This is a genomic window from Spirosoma sp. (assembly GCF_048594605.1).
GTDB lineage: Bacteria > Bacteroidota > Bacteroidia > Cytophagales > Spirosomataceae > Spirosoma.
Genome location: NZ_JBMDWV010000364.1, coordinates 52,087 through 76,775 on the forward strand (window position 1 = coordinate 52,087; position 24,689 = coordinate 76,775).

A 24,689-nucleotide genomic window follows, 5' to 3' on the forward strand; every position below is an offset into this window, starting at 1 on the left:
TTTCGCGTGCGATTCATTGGCTCTGGACGTAACATCCCTGATGCTTCAGCAAGTACTACGTCCTTCACCCTTCTTCTGCATGAAAGCCTTAACCATTAGAGTCAACGGCCACCAACTCAAAGATGAGGAGGTAGCTGCAAAAAACGAACAGACCGCAAACCTAACGCTTGACGAGGTCTACGTAATCGGCGCTGCCATGCGCGGAGAGCCCGAAAGCCGCCCGACAATCAAATTGGACGACACCAAAGTTGTGGAGTTTACCTATGATGACAACACGACCTGGATCGGCGATCATACGACGATCGAAGAGATTTTTCCGGGTACTCTGGCACAGGTACGTAGCGCCGAAGTGGGAGAGGATGTTGTCGATATTCCTACGGAGGTGGCTGTTAGCGAACCGGGCCGGAGTGGTGAACTGGTGAAGGTGGTACTCAAAATGGTGAAAATTTTTACCAAGAAAAAGGTGCTGTCGCCACTGGTTCATAAACTGGCTGAAGACTTTGAGAAAAAGCAGTTGCAGGGACGATCGGGCCTGTATCGGTTCGCTTACACCGGCAGTAAATTTGAATTTACAGACACAAGAGACTTCCGCGGAAAATCGACATTCGAGCCAGACGGCAAATATATTCTGTTTCTACACGGTACGGCCTCGTCTACAACGGGATTTTCAGACGATCCTACCTCGCATAATACGGGTTCGTTTGGCGAACTGAAGGGCACTCAGTTATGGACTTACATAACGCAAACCTTCCCCAGCAACGTACTAGCCTTTGAACACGAAACGCTCACCAAAAGCCCGCTGGAAAATGTCCGTGACCTGGTTAATCTGCTACCGCAAAAAGCTACCCTAACTCTCGTCAGCCATTCACGCGGGGGATTGGTGGGCGACATCCTGAACCGCTACTGTGTCGAAGACCCGACGTTACGTGGTTTTTCGGCCAAGGAGAAGAACTATCTCAGCCGGCAGAAGCGACAGGACGAACTCAACCTGATTGAGGAGATTGATAAGGCGATTGTCGGGAAAACGATTACCATCGAGAAGTTCATCCGGGTGGCCTGTACGGCCAGTGGTACTACGTTGGCATCGAGTCGGCTGGATATTTATTTTAACGTTATTTTTAATCTGATTGGTCTGGCAACGGCGCAGGCCGCCAATCCGGCCTATATGGCTTTCAAGGAGTTGGTTACGGCTCTGATTGAAAGCAAAAGCGACGCATCGGTACTACCGGGACTGGAGATGCAGAATCCGCAGTCGGTATTCAATCAGATGCTCAACAACGCCAATCCAGACGTACTGATTAATACGCCTTTAGTGGTCATATCGGGCGATGCCAAACTAAGTAAGCGCTGGTCGGCTATTAAAGTAGTATTGGCGAATCTGTTCTTCTGGGGCGACAATGATTTCGTAGTCGATACGCGCTCGATGTACAACGGGGCTAAACGGGCACCGGGCAAAGTACAATTCTTTTTTGATGAAGGGGCCGAGGTGAGCCACTTTAACTATTTTAAGAATGATACGACACGAAACGCGCTGTTTCAGGCCTTAAGTACGCCCGGCGGTAAGCCTATTCCTAGTTTTACAAAGCTGGAAATCAGGGATTTTACGAAAGAAGAAGTCCGTAATATCGACCTCGGTTTACCGGGTGGCCGCGTATTCCGCGACAAGGTGTCCGGAAAGAAACCAATTGTAGTGCTGTTGCCTGGTATTATGGGCAGTACGCTAACGGTGAGTGACAATCTGGTCTGGATTAACTTCCTGAGTTTCATCAATGGCGGACTGACACATTTACTCTACAGTGATGATAATAACAAAAACGTTCGGGCTGACGCCCTGGTAGGGAGCTCATACAGGAAACTGACCGAATTTCTCGCTCGTGATTATGACGTAGTAACCTTCCCGTTCGATTGGCGAAAAGACATGGCCCTAAACGCCGAAGCGCTGGACCGAAAACTGGCCGAGTTGATGGAGTTTCAGCAGCCGGTTAAGCTCATTGGGCATTCGATGGGTGGGGTATTGATTCGTGATTTTATTATTAATCATCCCAAAACCTGGGAGAAACTGAATGCCAGTAGTAACTTCCGGTTGATTTTTCTAGGCTCGCCCCTGAAAGGTTCATTCCGCATCCCTTACGTTCTTTTCGGGCTGGATTCGCTGATCAATACGCTGGATCTTATCGACATCAGCAACTCTCGGAAAGAGTTGCTGACGGTATTCTCTCAATTCCCTGGCATACTGAGTCTGTTACCGCTAACGACTGAAAAAGACAATAAACCCGATAGTGATAATGATTTTGCCAAAAGCAGCACCTGGGAGGATATGCGCGATGCTTATGGCGACGGAAAATGGCCCATACCCACGCAGGAGCTGTTAGTGAAATTCGCGGATTATCGGGGAAAAGCGCTGGAGTTTGACCAGGATGAAAACCAGAAAGAACCTCAGGAACGCGCCTACCGTAATGCGATCTATATCGCCGGACAATCGCGCCAAAACCAGCAGACCATAAGCGGATATCGGATCAACAGGACGGGTAAACGGCCTGCACTGGAATTCCTGGCTACGAAAGAAGGCGACGAGAGCGTAACCTGGGAGAGCGGCATTCCACAGGCGATTCTTAATCAGGATACTGTCTACTATTCCGACGTACCGCACGGCGAACTGGCCAACGATCCGAAGTTGTTTGGAGCCATTACAGACATTCTGGCTACAGGTGCCACTACTCAGCTTAAACGAACCCGACCGGCGTTACGTAGTCTGGAGAAAGAATTTAAAGCTCGTGCCGTTTTCGACTTCGATACATCGCCGGACGGGGTTGAAAAAACGCTGATGGGGTTAGGTTCCGACAATCGGTTTTCGGCCAGTAACGTACCGATTAATGTATCAGTCAGTAACGGCGATCTGAAGTACGCGCTGTACCCGATTATGGCCGGACATTTTGAAAAAGATGGTATTCTTTCCGCCGAAAAAGTGATTGACTTGGCGCTAAAAGGTGAATTGAGTCGTCGGCATCGGTTGGGGCAATATCCGGGCGCGTTTGGTACTAGCAAAACGGTCAGCTCCGGAAGCGCGACAGGGTTTCAGGGAGCAATTATTATTGGCCTGGGACAGCAGGGGTCGCTGACCGAATTCCGACTTACCAGCGCCATCGAACACGGTGCTACCAACTATTTAGTCAATTTAAACAGCCGGTATGACAATCTTGGTAGCAAAGACCAGGTTTCGCAACGTATCGGAATATCGGCCCTACTGATCGGATCGGGCTACGGTGGGCTGCGCGTCGAAAATTCGATCCGGGCTATCATTCAGGGAGTGCAGAACGCCAACGCCAAAGTGCGGCAGGTGTATGCATCGCCTAAAGTTATAGACATTATCGAGTTTGTTGAACTCTACAAAGATAGGGCGCTGGCCTGCGTAAAAGCCATTGGGTCTATCGAGAAAGAAGAAAGCCGGTCGCTTAATATTTTCAGGAGTGGCAACAAAATTAAGCAGCTTATCGGCTGGCGCGAACGGCTACCAGTTGATGACACAGCCGAGTGGTGGACCCGCATCACCGTAAGCCGACCTGCCAGCGAAGAGGGTAGTAAAGAACAACGGCGCAGTTTACAGTTTACGATCTCCACTGATGCCGCCCGCGTTGAAGAACGCCCACTCAAAACACTCAATGATACGCTCACCAACATGCTGGAAGAAATCTCCCGAAAAGGTGACTGGTCGGCGGAGCGGGCAAAAGCCATCTTTGAGCTGATGATCCCGAATGATTTTAAGGATCAGGTAAAACGTCAGAGCAATATTAACTGGATTCTGGATAAGTACACGGCGGCTTTTCCCTGGGAACTGTTGCAGGATAATGTAGCCAATGCACGCCCACTGAGCGTTAATGCGGGTATGATTCGTCAACTGGCTACAGGCGATTTTCGTATTAACATCAATCCCGTAGTCGAACGTACGGCTTTCGTGGTAGGCGACCCTGATCTGAAGAATCCGGCTATTCAGCTTAAAGCGGCTTTTGAAGAAGGTCAGAAAGTAGCCAGCTTATTCGGCACGCAGGATTTTCAGGTTACCTCGCTGCTGAAAGCAACGGCAGAGCAGATCATGCTCAACCTGTTCAGTAAAGATTACAAAGTGGTACATCTGGCCGGACATGGGGTCTTTAACAGCGACCCAAATCAGCCGACAGGTATGCTCATCGGCCCGAACGCTTTTCTGACCCCATCGCACATCGACCAAATGAGCAATGTACCGGAACTCGTGTTTGTCAATTGCTGCTACTTAGGACAGAACGATGGAACTGCCGAACGCTTTAGCCGAAGCCGGTTTCGGCTGGCGGCCAATATCGGTACACAATTGATCGAAATTGGCGTGAAAGCGGTGGTGGTGGCTGGCTGGGCGGTTAACGACAGTGCGGCCCTCGACTTTGCCGAACGATTTTATGAGAGCCTGTTCGAGAATTACAATTTCGGCGAATCGATCAAGCGGGCACGCAAAGCTGTATTTGAGAAATACGGACTACGGAACAACACCTGGGGGGCGTATCAGTGCTACGGAGATCCATTCTATAAACTCTCGAATGAAACTCGCAAAACAAAAGAAGCTTACAGTTTCATCATCCCGGAAGAGGCTGAAATTGAATTGAGTAATCTGCTACGACGAGTAGACGCAGGAGGCCATGACCCGGAAGCTGTTGGGCAAACAATGGATGCTATCGACAAAGCACTTCTTCAGGCAGGTATCAAAAGCGCGCGAACTACCGAACTGCAGGCTCTGCTTTATTGTGCCTTGAACAAGTACGAACAGGCCGTAGCGAAATTTGATGAGCTTTGGAAGGAAGAACGGGCTTCCTTCTCTTTTTCGGCTACTGAAAAGTACTGCAATACAAAAGTTAAATGGTACGTATTACAGATAAAACAAAAGGGAAGCACTAACCCCGAATTTATCACTCAGGCCATTGCAGGCATTAGGAAGGCAGCCGAAGATCTGGAAGCACTGAACCAGTTTGGCGTAACGGCAGAGCGAACAAACATATTGGCCAGTACGTATAAACGGCTGGGAATGATCATCCGTAACGAGTTAGACAAATCGGAAGGCGAAAGCGATAAACATAAAGCCAAAATCGATGAGAAGCAGAAAGCTTACGCTGGCTCGGCTTTCTTTTATCGAACCGCCTATGAAATGCCCGACAACAAAGCGAAATTCTATCCTTTAGTCAACTGGCTGTCTATCGAGAATGCGCTGGTAATCGCTGGTAGTCGAGCCTGGGGAAAAGCGCCAAAAGGAGAAGATATAAAGTTGCCGACAACCGAAGAAGCTTATAAATACCTTGATGATGAACTGGGAAGTGTCCGCCAGAAATCGCAGGAAGAGAAAGAATACTGGGACTGGGTTGCTGTGGCAACGCTCCTGTTGTGCAAACGCCTGCTGGGCGACACGACGATTACAGAAGATCAGATTCTGGCTGAATTTAAGAATGTCTGGCAAGTAGTAGGCACACAAGGACAGCATCAGGTCGAGATCGAGAATTTTGAATTCCTGATGGATGCTCTGGGCATGGGAGGGAGCAAAGCTCAGGAGTCTTATGACGTAGTGAAACGGCTTAAAATGGCGCTGGAAGTACTGGTGTAGGGTCGACTTTGCAATACGACTCGTTATGCTTTTCAGCCTAATCAGAACGCGCTTAACAACCTGTTGATGAGCGAACCTTTGGAAAAGAAAAACTGGTTGATTTTATAGGGTTTTCAACACCTCGCCAGCCGCAGCTTTAATCTGTACCCAATCTTTTTCTATGTCAGCTTCGGAGAGGAAATAGAACGGTGCAAACGTAGCGCGGGTAATACGGTTCAGGCCACGAAACGGTTGTCCCGCTTTCCACATAGCGTTGGCAAAGCGGCAAAACAACTGCTTCTCTTTCTGACTGATAGAGTCAGATGAAACAGCTTTCAGAAGAGTGGACGGCAGTTTATGTTGCGTTGTGACCAGATAGTTCAAACCGCATTCGAGCGCATAAAAACCTGCTACGTTGGTAGCTACTTTCTGTTCTTTAACGGATTTAGTTACGATTGCCTGCTCATCTTCGGAAGTAAGAAAAGGTGGAGCTGGTTTTTGCTGGGCAGCGTAATAGGCAGCCTCCTGAAAGCGGGCGATATCGGCGGCCAATTGCTCATCCTGCAACAGGCTCCGCAGTTTTCTAAATTGATCTTCGGCTGTATCGTTACGTACCGACTGCATCATAGTCAGTAACGTAGCAGCAGCTGCCCGAATCTGATCATAATCTTTCCTGGCTTCATCCTCCGGTAGTAAGCTGGCTATGCAGAAAATCGGACGTTTGATCCGCGCAAGCCCCCGGAAAGGCTGACTCGCTTTCCACGTAGCGTTAGCAAACCGGTTTAGCAACAAGACAGTTGTGGAGTCCGCTTTGTTGTCTACGAGGGTCTGCAAAAAGTCGGTTGGTTTCTGATTCGTTTGTGCACAAACGGCTCCGAGACCGCATTCCAGCGCGTAAAATCCTGCCAGATTCGTCGCTATTTTTTCATCTTTTAGCTTAACGTTTACAGTTGCCGTATCCTCGCCGGGCGATAATAAAGGCATGGGCGTTTCACCCACACCAACGTAATACGCTCTGTTCTGAGCCTCCGCTATTTCATTAGCAAACGTTTCATTACGTAGTAACGAGTCGATAGTAGCGAGTTCTTTATCAATCTGTTGGGTTAGATTTTCTTCTTTTTGTTGCGTCATACAAGACAAAGCTAGAGAGACAAGTAATAAATGCAGATACAGGTTACCCGATTTCATGTACGTTCGTTTCCAAACCGATTCATCAACTGCATCCTTCGTCTAGTCGATGCAGTGCGAACTTCCTGTAAATCAGCTAAAAATCAAAGGCGTCCCACGATTCGATAAACAAAAAGCCCTCTGTCGAAAAAGACGGAAGGCTTTTTTGTATAAGAAAATTGATTAGCGAACGCGTATCCGATACGTACTGTGGCTAACCTATCCAATTACCGGGCCGCCTGTTTCAATGAAATGGTGCCGGAAAGGGCGGTTCGTTTTTACCAGATTCGTTCGCTCCGGCGAGCCGGTTCATTAGTATGGTGTGTTGTTTGTGGTTGATGGTACAAAGATGATCGATGCCTTCCCTTTCTGCTAATTACCCTTGCATGAATCGCATCGTTCGATGTATGAACCGTATGAAATGCTATCTGAAATGTTTCTGTTTTAATCGCGCAGCTACCCGTAAATCAGCTCTCCTTAGGCTCTGGTCCGCGAAATGCGTCTTTTTTATCGACAGTGGCTAGCTTTATGGCTTTCCCTTCTTTTGCCGACTGGTAAATGGCTTCCATAATTTTCTGATCCTGGAGTCCTTCTTCTCCGGGTGTAAAAGGAATTTTGTTTTCCAGAATACACTCTGAAAAATGGTCCATTTCTGTGGCAAAATGATCTTTCTGTTCAATTGTATGCTGAACGACCTGATTCTCTTTCCCCTGTGCCTGACTGGTTTCCAGCTTTAGGCCGGTGTATGGAAAAGCCGGGTCCATTTTGATCCAGCCTGTTTCAGCACAAACCCGATAACTTTTTTCGTCGTGGTGGCCATAGCTGGTTGCGCAACTTGCCTGAACACCACTCGGAAATTTCATGAGCCAGTTGACCTGCTCTTCCACTTCCTTAAACCGTGGGTCATCGGGCGTACTATGAACATAGCCTACTACTTCGGTGGGTTCTTCGCCCAGTACGTAGCGAATTGTGTTCAGGCAGTATAAACCAACATCAGGCAAAGAACCTCCGCCAGCCAACGCTTTATTGAATCGCCAGTGTTTCGGATTGTCAGAATTCTGCCCGTTGTTGGCAATAATCGATTTTACTTTACCAAACTGCGCTTTCTGAACCATCTCGCGAACCATGCGATTGTGTGGCTCATACTGAATCCGGTAGGCAATCATTAACTTACGATCCGCTTTTTTGCAGGCATCAATCATGGCCTCACATTCGGCAGCGGTGTTGGCCATTGGTTTTTCGCACAGAATATGTTTGCCTGCCTGTGCTCCGCGAATGGTATATTCGGCATGCATGCCGTTGGGCAACACAATGTAAATGGCCTGTACTTCCTTGTTATCTTTCAGCTTATCGTAATCGGCGTAGCTGTAACAGCTCTCTTTTTTTATACCATATTGCTCGGCTACCTTCTGCATTTTTTCGGAACTACCACTCACCAGCGCCACCACTTTCGATTTCTTGCAGGTTCCAAATGCGGGTAAAATCTGGTTAAGGGTTAAATGGCCTAATCCGACGAGTGCGTACCCAACGCGTTGATCTTCGGGCATGGGCGTAGGCGTATCACCTTCCTGTTGTTCCGTTTTGGCTTTAATCTGCTCTAGTTCGATTGGCTTTTGCTGATCGGCAGGTATTTCGGCCGGAGGTGACGTAGCGGGCAGTTTGGGTACCGAGCCGCTGGGCGTGTTGACTGTAGATGCTGACGAAGAGGTTGTCTCCGGCTTCTTCTCGCAGCCAATTAGCGCACCTCCTACAGCGCCCACCGCTAAGCTACGCCCGGTAAACTGAAGGAAATCCTGACGCGATACGCGTGTAGTGGATGAATGATCGAGTAGGGAGTCGACAAAATGATGAATCGGTTTCATAACGTAATGAGTTTACCTCAGCAACCGATTGTAAAAAGGAGTTGTTTGGAAGAATGAGCGAACCGCCGAATAGACAAACCCAACGGATAAATAGATTTATAATCAACGTAGTATAATGGCCGACTAAGGAGTTGTTACGTAGTAAAATCAGTTCCTGGCTGAACCGTTACGTAGCAGTTGACCAGGAACTGATTTTACTACGTTCACGCGTGTCTGGAAAGCCAGTCCAGAATATAATCGGCATCTTCTTTCCAGGTCGGCTGGCCCAGCACAAAGTGATTGCGCCCTTCAAATTCTTTATAATCCAGCACTGAACCACTGTTTTTATAGGCCTCAAAATTTCGGTGATTCAGGTGCGCGGGTATAATGTTATCAATACTGCCTGATGTGAGCAGTAAGGGAGGGTGTGGTTTTTCAAAGTCTACATGAGCAGCACTGGTCAGGCCACCTCTGGCTACTCGTTTTGATTCCGGGATAGTGTTTTGTTCGTAAGTTTCTTTTTGAACCTCCAGCGGCATTTCATTGACAAACGCATATTGCCAGTCTTCCAGCGACATCAAATAAGTTTTGTCCAAATCCGTAAATAGGCCAAGAGCTTTCCAGCCAGCTTTCAGAAACGAAAATTCATACGGAAAAACGCCTTGTGGTGGAACGGAGTGAATGGCAACTGCAGCAGCCGCTAAATCCCGATTCACGATAATTTGTGTAATTAAACCACCTAGCGAATGGCCAATGACAATCGGTTTTTCGGGAAAGCTTTTTACAATAGTTGCGTAATGATCGACCAGTTCGTCTAAAGTTAGTTTTGCTAAGTCGGTGTCATTAGGCTGGCGGGCTCGTAACTCCGCAGCCGTACCATCTTTATAAGGCCAGGGCGGAGCAATAGTGTTATATCCTTTACTCTGAAAATACGCTTGCCATTCATCCCAACTGCTGCTGGCGACAAACGCCCCCGTAACAAACACAACGTTTTTGTTCTTGGTAGCTTCCATGATTACATTGTTTTTTGGTTAGTGAAAAGACGCGAAAGCAATGGACCTTGATTAGACTAGTAAATACCATACAGCTCTCTATCCACGGTTCTTTTTTGTTTTGAACAGGACAAAGGTGTATGGAAGAAAAGACAATAAATTTAACCCAGGTTAAAATCGTAAAGCAATGATACTTACCGGCTTGCCATTCTTTTTCGAATGCGGCTCAACGATGGCCCCTGAATACCGAGGTAAGACGAGATGTGATAAAGCGGAACGGCATTATAGATATCAGGATGCTGCTGCATCAGGTCCAGATAGCGTTGTTCGGGCGTTTGAAAGAGGGCGTCTTCCATCCGGTTCATAGCTGCCATAAACGCGCGTTCGGCCACTAGCCTCCCAAAATGTTCCCACTGATGAGATTGCTGATAAAGTTGATTCAGGGATTCAATCTGGATATATAGAATGATTGAATCCGTCATCGACTCTGTATGGTAATTGCAGGGCGTTTGCGTGACAAAACTTTTGTAGGAAACGATTAATTGGTGTTTAGAGAAAAAGAAAACATTTTTTTCTTCGCCAGTGGCATCGTTAACGTAGTACGCTCTGAAAATGCCGTCGAGAATAAAACCGACGTGCTTACAGACACTTCTGTACTCGTTGAAAAACTCGCCCTTTTTATAGTGTTTTAGATGCCAGGAGGAAGCAGATAAAACAAATTCCTGTTCATTGATTCCCGCAAAGTCATGTAATGCATGTTTCAGTAAGTCAATGTTGCTCATTTTCTGTAAGTTGTACGCTGGTGGCTACAAGTAAAGATAGCAACATAGATAATTCCTACGGCGTCTGATTAGTATTTAATGGAAAATGGTAGCCAACGTAGCGAAACTGAATTACGGTTTTGCGCCAACAAATTTTAATAGATCCTGGTAGATAATATTCGTTTCCCAGAATAGCTGAGTGACCATGCCAATGTGTTTCTTACCTGGCAAAACCTTGAATTCATATTTCACGCCTAACTCCTGAAGACGCTGGCGGAACCGTCGGGTGCTTTTTTGGATGCCAGGGTATGTGTGCTCGCCTACGTAAATTAACATCGGCGGGCAGTCTTGTTTAACGTAGTAAAGAGCCGATACATCGTGCCAGCGCGTTGGATTTTTGCCAAATGGCACCAGGTATTTCTCATCGCCGGGATACTCCATTTTAGTCAGGTAATCGAACATATCCAAACCACCCGGATCGTCGAGAATGGCGCCATTAATTGGGTTCTGCGTCAGCCCGATTTTCGTGAACAATTGATTGTCAGTCATTAATAAAGCCGCTAGTCCGCCCCCCGCCGAATGTCCCATTACAAAAAGCCGTTTCGGATCACCACCGTAACCAGCAATATGTTTCTGAGTCCAGCTTACAGCGAGGGCGCAATCGTTGGCCATATCGGGTACCTGCACTTTGGGCGCGAGCCGGTAATTGATCAGTACGGCGACGACGTTTTGCTTCGCTAGTCTCCGGCCAATGAAGGCATAGAGATTTTTACTGCCACTCTCCCACGACCCGCCGTGAATGAATATCACCACTGGCCGAAGAACGGATTGATCCTGTTGAGGCTGGTAAATATCGAGTCGGTGTCGGTCCGTATCAAAACCGGGCGTATTGGGTGTTACGTAAGCGACGTCTTTTATGCGGTGACTAGCTCTGGCAATAGCGTATTCGTGGATAAACAGGATCACCACACCAGTGATAAACAGAACCGTCAGGATTGGCCAGAGTAATCGAAACAAACGCATGTGCAGAATCTTACGTATTGCGGTGGTCTGACTTCAGAATCAGGCAACGTAGCACGTATTAACGCTATACGTTCGTCCCTCGTCAACTCATACATACCGCTAAAACAGGATTCTGGATTGCTACGTAGTGTTTTTATAATTGCTGACAAAGACGATTGTAGGTGGCTACCATTTCGCCAAGGAAGCGCCAGTCGCGACGAGCGGCCGTTGGATAGTTACGAATATAAAGCGGACAATCGCCGAAAAGCCGCTCGTGAACGGTTTCGATTTCTCCCCGTTTTGCAATGAACGATTCGCTCCCGTTCTTCACGGCAACGTAACTCAGATCCAGCCGATCGACCTCAAATACAAAATTGCCGAACGTATATTCCGTTTTTGATTTCCAGCCCGACGGGTCGAAATATAAAGCGATGGCACCGCCCGGTGGCGTTAGCCGCTCCAGTAACATAGGTTTGCTGTTCCGGCGCGGATTTGGAACACGCTCAAAAATAACCATTTCACGCTCACGGGGAATACTGCCGGTTGAATAAGCAAAATCGGGAATACGTTGGGCAATGAGTTGTATGTCATCTCCTTTCAGCTTGATTTTCGTATTATCGGCCGACCGGATGACTATGCTGGCAGGCGAGTCGTTCACCAGCGAACCGATACGTACCTGCCCACGAATCGTATCGTTTTGCAGCGTTACTACGTAGCCATCTGTCCACATAGTAACAGCACCCAGGGGAATGTATTGCCCCTTGCCGATCAGGCTGATACTTAACGTAACAATAACAAAAAAAGCTTTCATGGCTAAATCAATAGTTTGATGCCATTAAAGCTAGAATGCCTTATCCATCGGACGAATGAACGCTTGACTGAACTGTAAAAAGTATTGGATGAAGTGAGTACAATAGAGACTGAAATTGTGCAGACTATAACGTAAAGCTCATTTGTCCGATGAGTTGAGGGCCTACCTTTGCTGTAAACCAATACAAACCCGGTCCTGTCAACGTAACGGCTTCCTGAACCTGACTGGTGTTAACGTACTGTTTTTGAAAAACGACAGCGCCCTGCGCCGTGGTCACCTGCACATCAATCGTAGTGGGAGTAGGAACGGCAATTCTCATCGTTGCCGAATTGTTGGCTGGGTTGGGGTAAAGCACCATCTGCCCTTCAAAGCGCAGGTCCTGATTGTCGACGTTGACAGCATATGTGTCTGTGAGACAACCCTGCGGATCACTCACCGTATACGTCGTGGAAACAGTTGGCGATACGGTGATGGTTCGGCTTGTCTGACCAGTATTCCACACATAATCACCCGGCCACGACGCCCTGAGTGTCAAGGATTCATTTGGATTAATAGAAAATGTTTGCTGCCGGTTTACCTGTTTTATCATTGTAAACCGATCTTTCACCGTACCGTCAGAAGCCACCCACTGGGCGTCTAACCGATTGTCGTTTACATCAATTAGCATAGAACCGCCCTGCTGATTATTTGCATAAACCATGGCCGGGTGCGGATAACCGGTTGCCTGCCCGCCTAACTGTCCACCGCTACCCGCTACTACGTAGATAGTGCCCGTCTGTTTGTTACTAATTGGGCAGGAGTTGGGCGACCCATCATAACGGGCAGTGCTTGTAGAAACGGCATGCTGACCAAGATTAAACGTAGTGGCCGATCCATAATGCCCCTTCAGTAAATACGTTCGTTCATAAACATGGCTATGTCCAGATAGTACAAGGTCTACGTTATAGCGTTCCAGAATAGGGACAAGTTTCTGCCGTAGCTGAATCTGATCGTCGAAAAAGTCAGAATCACGCGAACCTTTGCTATAAGGCGGGTGATGGAAAAAGACAATCGTCCAGGGCAACTGATTCGCAGCCAGATCCTGTTTGAGCCACTGAGCTTGTCTGCCTGTTGTGTCGTATAAACGCGTGCCATCATTTCCTTCAGAATCCATCGAAATGATGTGAACATTCGCATAATCAAATGAATAATTAAGCTTCGAGCCTGACGCAATTCCGCCCGCTTCAGCCTCCTGTGGAACCGTAATGATGTTGAAGTAGTCGATGTTCAGGTTGGTTGGTACGTCAACATATTCGTGGTTCCCGGCGGTCGGCCAGAACGGTAAGTGTTTCAGCAAGTCGGTGTAAATTGTGAATACATTTTGTTGATATTGAAGATCGGTGCCCTGACCATACGCGTTGTCGCCCAGCCAAAGCCAGATATCGGCAGGGCGACTCTGGGTGGCCTGACGGTACCGTTGAAGTACGTCCAACTGATTCGCCGTTCCACTGCCAAAATCACCCAGCGCCCAGATCCGTACCGGTACGGCTGTTCCGGCAGGAGGGGAGGTTTGAAAATATTGATCACTAGAAACCATCAAATCTCCAGCAGTTGACCCAATCGAGTAGTAATAGCGGGTGGAGGGTTGCAGGCCCGTCAGCGTAACAATATGCTCTGTTGTGAACGTAGCGTCGGTAATCTGCTGATTTAGTTGATCAAGACTAGCGCCGAAGCGAACACGGCTATTGGTCGGCTGGTCGGTGCGCCAGCGAATGGTGATTCCTGTTGGTGTAACGGCCTGCAGATAAGGTGAACGTAAAACACTTTGCCCTCGTGACGTAACAGAAAGCAGCGTCAAGTAAACCAAAACTACAAGGCAACGTAGTAAAATACGTATTATCATACGTAGTATTAATAAAGTTTGCTAAAGTTATCCTATTTAGATAGAAGTTTACATTTCTTGACACAAGATAAATCTCGCTAACTATACAGTTAATCCTACCAGTTACTCATTGGGGCTACAGGGGCCTTTATTCAATACATTATCTTCATGGCAGTTTATCGGGCTTTCCGTTTCTAACCACATCTAATCAGTCGAAGTATGTTTACTACGTTGCTTGCTTTATTGCTAACTTCCCCATTGCTATTAGGCTCTGTGTACGGGAGTTCTCCGCCGGATATTATGAGCGGAGGATTGCACGGAATTCTGCCGGTTGTAAATCAGAAAGTCACCTATTCGGAGGTGATCGACTGTGGGAGTGTGTCGCAGTCCGATTTGTTCCGACGGGCGAGACTATGGGTCGTACAATCGGGCCATGCATCTAACGAGCTGTTTGCTTTGAGCGATAAAGAGACCGGCGATCTGGCTGGTCGGTTTGTTCAGACGGTTGTTTTGCCACGTTCAGAAACCTCTGCCGGTGGAATCTATACGTTTCGCTACAGCTACCTGATTGAGTGTGCAAATCGTAAGTATCGGGCCACGCTTACGCAGATTGAGGTAGATGAAGGAAACGGTCGATTTTCGCCCATCGAAACCTATCGTCAAAAGAATGAGAAAGACCTTCAGGCGATGAGTCAGGAACTTGACAGGCAACTCAAAAACGTGCTGACTTCGCTTCAGGAAAGCGTGAAAAATTACAAGTCATTCTGATACGTCCAGCCCTGACACTACGTATGAATCGCACGGTTTCTTATCTGTTAGGACCTGAGCTGGCCTGGATCCTGATGCTTGCTATTACAGGGTTAATTATTTTTCTGAGCCAGCCGTTGCCAGTCAATGATCACGACAAACTATTGAATTTTGGGTGGTTCATGCCTGTGCTTGGGGTGTTACTGGCTTTCGCTCCCTTATTTTGGGGACTTGGTAATAAATGGTGGTGGTTAGCCAGAATTGTCGTCGCTAGTCTGATAGGCGTCGGTTTATTGGTTGGCTTGCTGTGTCAGGCTGCTCGTTATAACGATAGTCGGGATTCCGGAATTGGCACAGCATTCGTACTATTTATGGGCGTAGGCTGGTTTAGCCTGTTTGGATTAGGATTGATAGCCGCACTCTGTTTTCTGGCGAAATGGCCTTTCCTGACGGTCTATAAGTGGGTATTGATTATTATTGGCGCTTTTACGCTTCTGGGCGGCCTGATTGGATGGATTGCTTCGTTTGACGGGAGTAAAAGCTCCTGACGATTGCTGCACCACTTAAGCGGTTAAACAGTCTGTTAATTGATTGAGTTATTAGATCAATGACCATCACTACTAATTAACAGATCGTTATGCCTTGGACAAAAGACAACTATCCGGTATCGCTCAAATATTTCATGGCTCCAGTACGTAATAAAGCCATCGAAATTGCCAACGCATTACTTAATGAAGGTGCGGAAGAAGATCGGGCTATTGCCATTGCTACGTCCAAAGCCGAAGAATGGGCTGAGAATAGAGGAATGAAAGTTCGCAAGGCCAATGCGCCGGAAAACAAAAAATGAGCCGTACGTCTTCTGAGTATGGCTCAACTCTTTTCTAATCGTATACGGCCTTCTGCTAATGTCTGATCCTGTTCAACCCTTTGATTGGGAACGCATGTTTATTCATGATTTCCCGTGGGCTTATCTTGGTGAGGTTGCTTTCCGAACCGTTTTTATGTTTGGTGTTTTGCTGACTGCGCTGACCGTTTCGGGAAAGCGCGAGGTTCGGCAATTATCCATTTATGAATTGGTACTGCTCATTGGCCTTGGTTCGGCTGCGGGCGATCCTATGTTCTATCATGACGTACCACTTGCGTCGGCAGTTGTGGTTTTTACCGTAATGATGGGATGCTATAAACTCGCTACGTTCATTAGCGATCGGAACAAGAAAGTGCGCGATGTCCTCGAAGGAAAGCCAGTTTATGTGATCGAGAATGGATGCATCCTTACGCAAAATTTTAGCCAGGAAGATCTGGGAATGGAAGAGTTACTTTCTGATCTGCGCGTAGAAGGAATTGAGCAGCTTGGGCAGGTACGCACGGCCATTCTGGAGCCTAACGGTCAGCTCAGCGTATTTCCATTTGAAGACGCCGATATTCGACCGGGATTGCCAATTCTGCCCAATGAACTGAGAAAGAAGGGCAAACGTATTGAGCAACCGGGTAAGTATGCCTGTTGCACATGCGGCAATGTCCAGATGTTCGAGTCTCCTGCCGAAGAGGCTCATTGTCAGAAATGCGATCAGATTACCTGGGTGAAAGCAGTTACCTAAACGCTACGTAGCGCCGTGCTACGTTACGCCAGGACCTTTTGCGTGGGTTTCTTGACTACACTTTTTACCTGGTCCTTTAAAAATTTAAGCAGTAGTTTTTCCACTCCATCCAAACCATTCGGGCTGGTTTTTCGAAATCGGTTTTTCTGCTGGATATACGCGGTTAAATCCTGACACTCATAAGCATCCAGAATCTGGGGATGAACGTAGTGTTTCCGGCATACCGTGCGTGTATTTCCGAGTTTGTGAGCTACTTCATCCAGCACTGTGTTGACATTTTTTTTCAGCTCTTTTTCCGTTGAACAGGGCTCCAGCTCTACCAGAAGACGTAACGCATTGACGGTTCCGGCCCAGGTGCGAAAATCCTTGGCCGAGAAATCATCGCCCATCGTTTCGCGCAGGTAATCATTGACCATGCCTGAATCGATGGGATGCCGGTCACCGTTTTCGTCGAGATACTGAAATAATTCTTTGCCCGGAATGTCACGACATGCTTTTACTAACCGAGCCAGCCGACGGTCGCACAGATCAATTTCGTGATAGATACCTTTTTTACCCTTGAAACTAAAACGGATACTGTTCCCTTCCAGTTTTACGTGTCGGTCTTTGAGCGTTGTCAGACCATAAGAGCCATTTTCTTTTTCGTAAGACGCGTTCCCGATTCGAATAAGTGTTTGCTCCATTACGCTCAAAGCAACGGCAATAACCTTCTCGCGTGATAATCCAGCCTTTTTCAGATCAGTGGCCAAACGTGTCCGGAGGAGGGGCAATGCTTCGCCAAACGCTTCCATCCTGAAAAATTTTGTTTCGCTGCGTATGGCATTCCATTTGGTGTGATAACGATATTGTTTTCGGTTTTTTGAGTCAATTCCCGTTGCCTGTAAATGGCTGTTGGCTTTGGGGCTAATCCAGACGTTCTCCCATACCGGTGGTAGAGCCATTGTCCGAATCCGATCTAATGTTTCCTGGTCATTCAACTTGTTGCCATCCCGGTCATAATACGCAAAATGGTCGCCGTTACGTTGCCGCGAAATACCAGGCGTGGTATCGTTTATATAAACAAGGCGTGCTGCCTGAGCTGCCTTGATAGGGTCGTGCGTTAGTTGCAGTAAATCCACGGTTCGTTGAGTAGTATTTTGGTAATACAACGTAACGGATAGACGAACGAAATAGTTAAGGCAATAATTAGGCTTTGGTCGTCCAGAGTGGCTGAATTATTTTATTAAAAGACGAGGCTGCGCTGCTTTCCCGAAAAACCAGAGGGCCAGGGTGGTGGCGTAATGGTAAAAATCAGTTGGATGAATGAAGTTATTAATAGAATCTGCTTTAGTTGCCAGGCCCATCATCATAGCCGCCAGCACTACCCACAAACCGCGTTTGTTACGCTGGAGAAGTGAAAAAACAGCCAGCAACATCAAAACAAGAATGGCAAGGGAGGGAACAATCGGTGTGAAAACACGTACGTCTGGCAGTAACAGACTGATAAAGAGGAATAAGCCAAACAGAACCGTTGTTACAAACGTAATGAGTGAAAGCGTTCGCTGATTCAGTAACGCATAAACAGCGGTTACGACACATACTACGCCCAACGTATCGGAGAGGACGATCATAGAGCGATGCAGCGGCCCAAGGTATTCATTCCCTGTGAAATGGATAACACCAACCAGGGCCGTCATGGAGGTCGTTAGCAGAAAGAAACCCCATAATAGTCGATTGAAGAGGGAAATTCGCCCAAAGTAATGCCAAAATACGCCAATGCCTGCTCCAGCCAGAATTGAGCCAGAAAGGATGTGTGAAAAAATCATCACGTAATTTACGAAGTTTCGGCTACTTTTGCCCAACTTTTTAATAGACACGAGGCTACAGAATAAAAGAATAAAGATGAAGCGGGCCGCTTGTAAACGTCTTTTATCTTTTGTTTACTAGTCTTTTATCTAGATAACCGCATCGCCAACGATTACCAAAACCGTCATGAGTGTTTTAGTTAACAAAGACTCCAAAGTTATCGTCCAGGGCTTTACTGGCTCGGAGGGCAGTTTCCATGCTCAACAGATGATCGAATACGGCACCAACGTTGTTGGGGGCGTAACACCCGGCAAAGGTGGTCAGACTCACCTCGATCGGCCTGTGTTTAACACCGTTCAGCAGGCTGTTGATCAGGCTGGGGCTAATGTTTCCATCATTTTCGTGCCACCGGCTTTTGCTGCCGACGCCATTATGGAAGCTGCTGAAGCTGGTATTAAGGTTATCATCTGCATTACCGAAGGTATTCCAACGGAGGACATGGTTGCGGTAAAAAATTACCTCACCGACAAAGACGTACGATTGATTGGGCCAAACTGTCCGGGTGTTATGACGGCAGAAGAATGTAAAGTGGGTATTATGCCCGGCTTTATTTTCAAGAAAGGAACCATTGGTATCGTTTCCAAATCGGGTACGTTGACCTACGAAGCCGTAGATCAATTGACAAAAGCTGGATTAGGTCAGTCGACGGCCATTGGTATTGGTGGTGATCCGATCATCGGTACCACTACGAAGCAGGCTGTTGAGTTGCTGATGAATGATCCTGATACCGAAGCCATTGTTATGATTGGTGAAATTGGTGGCGGCATGGAAGCCGAAGCTGCCCGCTGGATCAAAGCTGATGGCAACCGGAAACCCGTAGTTGGTTTTATTGCAGGTCAGACAGCGCCAAAAGGTCGCCGGATGGGTCATGCTGGTGCTATTGTAGGAGGGGCCGATGATACGGCGGCCGCTAAAATGGCCATCATGCGCGAATGTGGCATCCATGTGGTCGAATCACCAGCGCTTATTGGCGATACCATGCTCAAGGCACTGGAAAAATAAATTGTTGATAGAGTGAAAGAGCGAACGCGCGAAAAAGTGAATGTAAAGGCAGTGTGTTACGTGCTATATTCACTTTTTCGCGCGTTCGCTCTTTCACTCTTTTTTGTTGCCGCTACGTTCTCTCAATCACGAATCATTGGGATCGGCCCCGATAATCGCTATTATCCTGTTCATAATTTTTACGATGATTTTCAGGTCTATGATGAAGCGGCAAAGGCTTATATTCCTTACATAGCTGAGCAACATGCCGATCAAACGGCTCTGAGTGCTTACATTGATATTGAAAGCAATCGTCATTATAGCCTCCTGATTTCTTCCCGGCAGGACGGGTATCTGTTTATCAATGCTGCACTTAAACGAAAACTCCATGCTAACCAATGGCAGATACTAAGTATTGATAGTTTATATCGAATTTATCGTCAGCCAGAAGTTTTCCTGACCATTTATGGATCGCCAGGTGTAGAGGATAAACAGCTATTTATTGGCTACCCTAAGTCGGCTACACAAAAACCCGTTGTTCTGAGCGATGATAATTTAAGCGTCCGGCCCCGCCCACAGCCTTTTTATACGAACTTTCTGGGCGTAGGTTTATTCTTTTTATTAGCGACGCACGCCTTTCTATTTACGATTTATCACCGAGCCTTTCAGCGATTCTATAGCTTCCGTGATCTGATTTCCCTGCGAGCGCCGGATGATTCTTTTTTGATTAATCGTCCTTTGAGCAGTGTCAATATGCTTTTTACGCTCAATTTGAGCTTTGTGATTGCTTATCTGATTGTTTTCGTACAAAGTCGCAACCTCGAAGTGTTTGCATCACGCACCTTGTTGTTGAGTGAGCGACAGTTTGGTTGGGTTGCCAGCGAATTTCTGCTACTGACCGCGATTGCTTTTATGAGTCTGATAGGTAAATATGTTGTATTGGAGGTAATAGGGGGGCTTTATAAGTTGCAAAGCATTGTCAATGTCCACTATTTTAAACTAGTACAATCATCACTACTGTTTTTTACAGTTCTAACAGTAGTGCTGTCTATTATTGCTTACAATCTTCCTACGCTACTATTATCCCAAACTACACTGATACCTCTGCTTGTAGGCTTTTATATCGCCCGCCTGGTCTTACTATACTTCGTAATACGTAGTCTGGAGCCTATCAAGAATCTTTATTTATTTTCGTACCTTTGCATCGTTGAATTGATTCCACTCATCATCGGTTTGCGTTTCGCACTTTGATGAATGAGTTTTTAGTAGCGATACTTACCTGATAGTTTGTATATTATTACGCTTTAGGTCTGTCAGTCGGGTACTGCCAACTGCAACTGATTATTGTACCGAGTAGAGATTCAATGAACGAGACTAGTATGCACTCCACTGAAGACCGGATCACGAAAGTTAACCGGCTGTTAGTAACTCAATCCAGACCCGCTGACGAAAAATCTCCTTATTTTGATTTAGCAAGTAAGTACAACCTCGAGATTGACTTCCGGCCTTTTATTCAAATTCAGGGTGAATCGTTTAAAGACTTTCGACGTCAGAAAATTAATATCTTAGCACATACGGCCATTATATTTACTAGCCGGAATGCTATCGATCATTTTTTTCGGATTTGCCAGGAGGGACGTATTGAAGTTCCGGCGGATATGAAATATTTCTGTATTTCGGAGCAAACAGCTAATTACCTGCAGAAATATATCGTCATCCGGAAGCGTAAAATCTTTACTGGGACCAAAACAGCCACAGAACTGTTTGATCTGATCAAAAAGCACAAGAACGAGAAGTTTTTGTTTCCATGCTCAAACATCCGACGTAACGATATTCCTGAATTTATGGACACCAGTGGTCTGCATTTTACGGAGGCCGTTATGTACGACACGGTTCCGACCGATTTATCAGACCTTGATATAAAGAGTTACGATATCATTGCCTTCTTTAGCCCGTCGGGTGTTAATTCATTGTTAAGCAATTTCCCCGATTTTAACCAGAATGGTACGCGGCTGGCAGCTTTTGGACCAACGACGGCTAAAGCGCTCATGGATGCTGGCTTAACACTTGATATTGAGGCCCCATTGCCTAACGCTCCATCAATGACAGGTGCACTAGATTTGTACATTAAGAAGGCTAACAATTCATAACGGAATACAGTTATGTGGGTATAGAATGCCGGGATTGCGTTTGTGCGCTTTTTTCCGGCATTCTGTCTTTATTTAGGGCCAATAATTTGACTAAGCAGGCGTTTAATTGTAAACTGTGATCGTATTTTACAGAAACGCTATTTCTTATGCGTATTAGCCGTTTCGAATTTTAGTTATTTTTATGATTCGCACACTCTACGTTTATACTTTACTGTTGCTTGTAGTGGCTGGCCCAGCTGCATTGGCGCAGCAAGATCCACAGTTTAGTCTATACATGTACAATCCCCTCTATTACAATCCAGCAGCTGCTGGCTCGGAAGGGGTGTCGAGATTACAGCTAACGCATCGCACTCAATATTTGGGTTATCAAACAATCGGTAACAGTGATGCTAGTGCAGCTCAGAGTACGCAACTTCTGTCATTTAACATGCCACTCGCTAAAATCAAAAGTGGTATTGGCATTTATGCATTGAATGACAAATATGGTCCATCTATTAATCAAGCTGTCCAACTGTCGTATGCATACCGCCTTGCATTGAAAAATGGAACATTAGCGCTGGGTGTGCAGGCTGGGATGTTCAATAAAGGTTACGACTTTGCCCAATTTCGGCCAAATGATCCTGATGATCCGCTGATTGCGAGTGGACGTATTAATCAGTTTAAGCCGGATATCGGTGCCGGGGTATACTACAATACAGTCGATTATTGGATTGGGGTTAGTATGACGCACATTAATAAGGCTAAATACACGTATATAACAGATCGCTCAACTGACCCTTCCGACAGTAAAGCATATCTGACAGCTGGCTATCGGCTTGGTATTGGTTACAATATTGATATTCAACCGTCAATACTAGTACAATACAGTACAGTTGCCGGATTTCCTGGATCAGCTATAGCTTTAAATCTGGTTGGTACGTACGACAATCGAATTTGGGGGGGGCTTGGCTACCGATTTAACGATGCTATAATGGCAACGGCAGGGATTAACCTGATGCGCAACAACGCTTTACGGGTTGGCTATGCACTGGATATTGTAACCAGTGGCGTTAATGCAAAAAGTGCTACGTCGCACGAAATTTTACTAGGTTATGCTTTACCTACCCCTGACGTACGGAAGAAACCAATTATCCGCACGCCAAGATTCCGGTATTAATGCAGGGAAAAGTTGGAATGTTCCGGGATAGCCCACAATTCGATGCACATTTTGGTGTGGTTCTTGTTAGGGAGTTTAATTATAGTGCCTTACTTTTGGGGAAATAGACTACATTATAAGGAAGATTATCGTCTGAAGTTGGAAAATCTACAGCCAAAAATCCAAATAGATAGAAAATATTTCGAACCTGAGTGTAACTATACAATAACCAAATAGATTTTCGTTTTTAGTCTGGTCTCGCACACGAAAGAAAAGAGAAAAGTTTTACAATGATGAAGTACAGCTGGTTAACAATCAATGCAACCCGGGGGGTGATGGTCGCGGCAGTCGTACTGCTGATGCAAGGTTGCGGATTTGTAAAATCTAAATTTGGAGGTAAAGGAGGAAATGGAGATGTTGGCATGACGAACGGAGAAATCACGGCTACCGGGCGTAAAGGCTGGAAACAACCCACTCCTTTCGGTATGGTACTAGTTCCTTCTGGTTCGTTTGTAATGGGGCAGGCTGACGAAGATATTGCAGCTACTCAAATCAACATGAACCGGCAGGTTACTATTAGTTCATTCTATATGGACGACGCCGAAATTTCCAACCACGAATACCGTCAATACGTCAATGCTCTTCTGGCTGATTCCGTTTCGACGTTGGGTGAAGAGGAGATTATGGCAAAATATTATCCGGACACAACGGTTTGGAAAAATGATTTTACCTACCACAACGGAGACCCAATGCTGGAGCATTATTACGGGCACCCTGCCTTTGATACGTATCCTGTAGTAGGTGTAAGCTGGATTGCCGCTAATCACTTTTGCAAGTGGCGTACGAACACCCTTGATGACTTCCGTACAAAGGATGGTGGGTATAAATCATTTGGTTTCCGTCTGCCGTCCGAAGCAGAGTGGGAGTGGGCCGCTCGTGGTGGAAAAAGTGGTGCCAAATATCCATGGGGTAACCCGTATGTAGCTAACGGCAAAGGCTGTTACTTGGCGAACTTTAAACCTCAACGCGGTAATTTTGATGCTGATGGCTATCCATATACGGCTCCAGCAACTGCTTACAGCCCGAATGAATATAACCTTTATAATATGGCTGGTAACGTAGCAGAATGGTGCCGGGATGCTTATGCTGATAACACCAATGCTATTGTATGGGATATGAATCCTGACAACCAGAATGCTGATGAACCGCGCAAAGTAGTTCGGGGTGGTTCCTGGAAAGATATTGCGTATTATCTGGAAACGGGCACACGTTATTACGAATACGAAGACCAAAAGCGTTCTTATATCGGTTTCCGGTGTGTAATGGATAACCTTGAAGGGCGTTCCGCTTCCGTTCGCGGTGGACGTAGCAGTAAAGCTAAAAGCAGTAAAAAGGCATCGGCAAAGAAAGTATAATCAACAATAGACACTGGCTGTAAAACGTTAAGCTACAGGCGGTGTCTATTATTATATCAATACAAAATCAGTTACCCAACCAACAATCGCTTATCATGGCAGCAGGAAAGTCAGTTAATTTCTTTTGGGATCGTTTAGTACCGACTATTTATAGTGCTGGAGCCGCCGTCGTAATTGCCGGAGCTTGGGCCAAGATTACACACAATGAGCAGTTTGGCTGGCTTTTAACAGCTGGTCTTTTAACGGAGGTAGTGATTTTCGCTTTGTATGCCTTCCAAAGTTTTACAATGCCTGCAACGGCAAGTGAAGACTATGCCTGGGAGCGGGTTTATCCTGAACTGGCTGACGATTATAAAGGAGAAGCTCGTAAACCGACTCCTCAGGCAAATGGCCTGACTGGTAACATGGACCAGATGCTGGCGCAGGCTAAAGTTACTCCCGACGTTTTTGAGCGTCTAGGTTCTGGATTCCGCAGCTTAAACGACACGGTTTCGAAACTAAGCGATTTGACAGATGCAACCGTAGCTACAAATGATTATGCGCGGAATGTAAAAGCTGCTTCCAGCTCGCTTACAGAGATGAACAAATCGTATAACACGGCCATTACGGCGGTTAGCTCTATGGCTGATGCAACGGCTGATACAAAAGAGTTGCGTGATCAGACCCAGAAAGTGACCAAGAATATGGGTGCTCTTAACGCTGTATACGAATTAGAATTACAGGACACCAATAAGCACCTCAAAGCAATGAATGCTTTCTATGGTAGTCTGACGTCTGCAATGGAAAA

20 protein-coding genes are annotated in these 24,689 nt (G+C 46.5%); 11 read left to right on the forward strand and 9 right to left on the reverse strand.

The window, feature by feature from the left end:
- Positions 1-40 precede the first annotated feature (40 nt).
- A complete protein-coding gene (locus ACOJS8_RS22720; protein ID WP_420150850.1) occupies positions 41-5,617 on the forward strand; it encodes a DUF7379 domain-containing protein in 5,577 nt (1,858 codons plus the stop codon).
- A 102-nt stretch (positions 5,618-5,719) separates the two neighbouring features.
- Here the strand turns inward: ACOJS8_RS22720 and ACOJS8_RS22725 are convergent, their stop codons facing one another.
- The 7 genes from ACOJS8_RS22725 to ACOJS8_RS22755 form a co-directional block, all read right to left on the reverse strand.
- Positions 5,720-6,727, reverse strand: coding sequence for a hypothetical protein (locus ACOJS8_RS22725; protein WP_420150851.1), 1,008 nt, complete (start codon positions 6,725-6,727; stop codon positions 5,720-5,722).
- Between the two features lie 503 nt (positions 6,728-7,230).
- Positions 7,231-8,625 carry a Gfo/Idh/MocA family protein gene (locus ACOJS8_RS22730; RefSeq protein WP_420150852.1) on the reverse strand — a complete coding sequence of 465 codons (1,395 nt, stop codon included), beginning with the start codon at positions 8,623-8,625 and terminating at the stop codon, positions 7,231-7,233.
- 203 nt (positions 8,626-8,828) lie between these two features.
- Positions 8,829-9,617 carry an alpha/beta hydrolase gene (locus ACOJS8_RS22735; RefSeq protein ID WP_420150853.1) on the reverse strand — a complete coding sequence of 263 codons (789 nt, stop codon included), beginning with the start codon at positions 9,615-9,617 and terminating at the stop codon, positions 8,829-8,831.
- Between the two features lie 173 nt (positions 9,618-9,790).
- Entirely contained in the window at positions 9,791-10,378 is a 588-nt protein-coding gene (locus ACOJS8_RS22740) for a Crp/Fnr family transcriptional regulator (RefSeq protein ID WP_420150854.1), read from the reverse strand.
- Between the two features lie 111 nt (positions 10,379-10,489).
- Positions 10,490-11,380: an alpha/beta hydrolase gene (locus tag ACOJS8_RS22745; RefSeq protein ID WP_420150855.1), complete on the reverse strand. Its 891-nt coding sequence runs from the start codon at positions 11,378-11,380 to the stop codon at positions 10,490-10,492.
- Between the two features lie 133 nt (positions 11,381-11,513).
- Entirely contained in the window at positions 11,514-12,170 is a 657-nt protein-coding gene (locus ACOJS8_RS22750) for a hypothetical protein (RefSeq protein ID WP_420150856.1), read from the reverse strand.
- 124 nt (positions 12,171-12,294) lie between these two features.
- The gene (locus tag ACOJS8_RS22755) at positions 12,295-14,052 is read right to left on the reverse strand and encodes a purple acid phosphatase family protein (RefSeq protein ID WP_420150857.1); all 1,758 of its coding nucleotides are present in this window, start codon (positions 14,050-14,052) and stop codon (positions 12,295-12,297) included.
- Positions 14,053-14,250: 198 nt separating this feature from the next.
- Between ACOJS8_RS22755 and ACOJS8_RS22760 the strand changes: the two genes are divergently transcribed.
- From ACOJS8_RS22760 to ACOJS8_RS22775, 4 genes are all read left to right on the forward strand, one after another.
- Positions 14,251-14,799, forward strand: coding sequence for a DUF4468 domain-containing protein (locus ACOJS8_RS22760; protein WP_420150858.1), 549 nt, complete (start codon positions 14,251-14,253; stop codon positions 14,797-14,799).
- Between the two features lie 23 nt (positions 14,800-14,822).
- Positions 14,823-15,326: a hypothetical protein gene (locus ACOJS8_RS22765; protein ID WP_420150859.1), complete on the forward strand. Its 504-nt coding sequence runs from the start codon at positions 14,823-14,825 to the stop codon at positions 15,324-15,326.
- An 89-nt stretch (positions 15,327-15,415) separates the two neighbouring features.
- Positions 15,416-15,625, forward strand: a complete 210-nt coding sequence (locus tag ACOJS8_RS22770) for a DUF2188 domain-containing protein (RefSeq protein WP_420150860.1) — start codon at positions 15,416-15,418, stop codon at positions 15,623-15,625.
- 58 nt (positions 15,626-15,683) lie between these two features.
- On the forward strand, positions 15,684-16,376 hold the full coding sequence (locus tag ACOJS8_RS22775; RefSeq protein ID WP_420150861.1) for a DUF421 domain-containing protein: 693 nt from the start codon (positions 15,684-15,686) through the stop codon (positions 16,374-16,376).
- Between the two features lie 23 nt (positions 16,377-16,399).
- Here the strand turns inward: ACOJS8_RS22775 and ACOJS8_RS22780 are convergent, their stop codons facing one another.
- Positions 16,400-17,494: a DNA topoisomerase IB gene (locus tag ACOJS8_RS22780; RefSeq protein WP_420150862.1), complete on the reverse strand. Its 1,095-nt coding sequence runs from the start codon at positions 17,492-17,494 to the stop codon at positions 16,400-16,402.
- A gap of 96 nt (positions 17,495-17,590) precedes the next feature.
- The gene (locus tag ACOJS8_RS22785) at positions 17,591-18,181 is read right to left on the reverse strand and encodes a DUF6962 family protein (RefSeq protein ID WP_420150863.1); all 591 of its coding nucleotides are present in this window, start codon (positions 18,179-18,181) and stop codon (positions 17,591-17,593) included.
- 166 nt (positions 18,182-18,347) lie between these two features.
- On the opposite strand from ACOJS8_RS22785, the gene sucD reads away from it, so the two are divergent.
- The 6 genes from sucD to gldL form a co-directional block, all read left to right on the forward strand.
- Complete coding sequence (gene sucD, locus ACOJS8_RS22790) at positions 18,348-19,223, forward strand: succinate--CoA ligase subunit alpha (protein WP_420150864.1); 876 nt, start codon at positions 18,348-18,350, stop codon at positions 19,221-19,223.
- Positions 19,224-19,235: 12 nt separating this feature from the next.
- Positions 19,236-20,453 (forward strand): DUF4271 domain-containing protein, encoded by a 1,218-nt coding sequence (locus ACOJS8_RS22795; RefSeq protein WP_420150865.1) that lies wholly within the window; start codon positions 19,236-19,238, stop codon positions 20,451-20,453.
- Positions 20,454-20,566: 113 nt separating this feature from the next.
- Positions 20,567-21,352, forward strand: coding sequence for a uroporphyrinogen-III synthase (locus ACOJS8_RS22800; protein WP_420150866.1), 786 nt, complete (start codon positions 20,567-20,569; stop codon positions 21,350-21,352).
- A gap of 181 nt (positions 21,353-21,533) precedes the next feature.
- On the forward strand, positions 21,534-22,508 hold the full coding sequence (locus tag ACOJS8_RS22805) for a type IX secretion system membrane protein PorP/SprF (RefSeq protein WP_420150867.1): 975 nt from the start codon (positions 21,534-21,536) through the stop codon (positions 22,506-22,508).
- A 269-nt stretch (positions 22,509-22,777) separates the two neighbouring features.
- Positions 22,778-23,902: an SUMF1/EgtB/PvdO family nonheme iron enzyme gene (locus ACOJS8_RS22810; RefSeq protein ID WP_420150868.1), complete on the forward strand. Its 1,125-nt coding sequence runs from the start codon at positions 22,778-22,780 to the stop codon at positions 23,900-23,902.
- Between the two features lie 95 nt (positions 23,903-23,997).
- The coding region (gene gldL, locus ACOJS8_RS22815) for a gliding motility protein GldL (protein ID WP_420150869.1) at positions 23,998-24,689 on the forward strand (692 nt) is incomplete at its 3' end.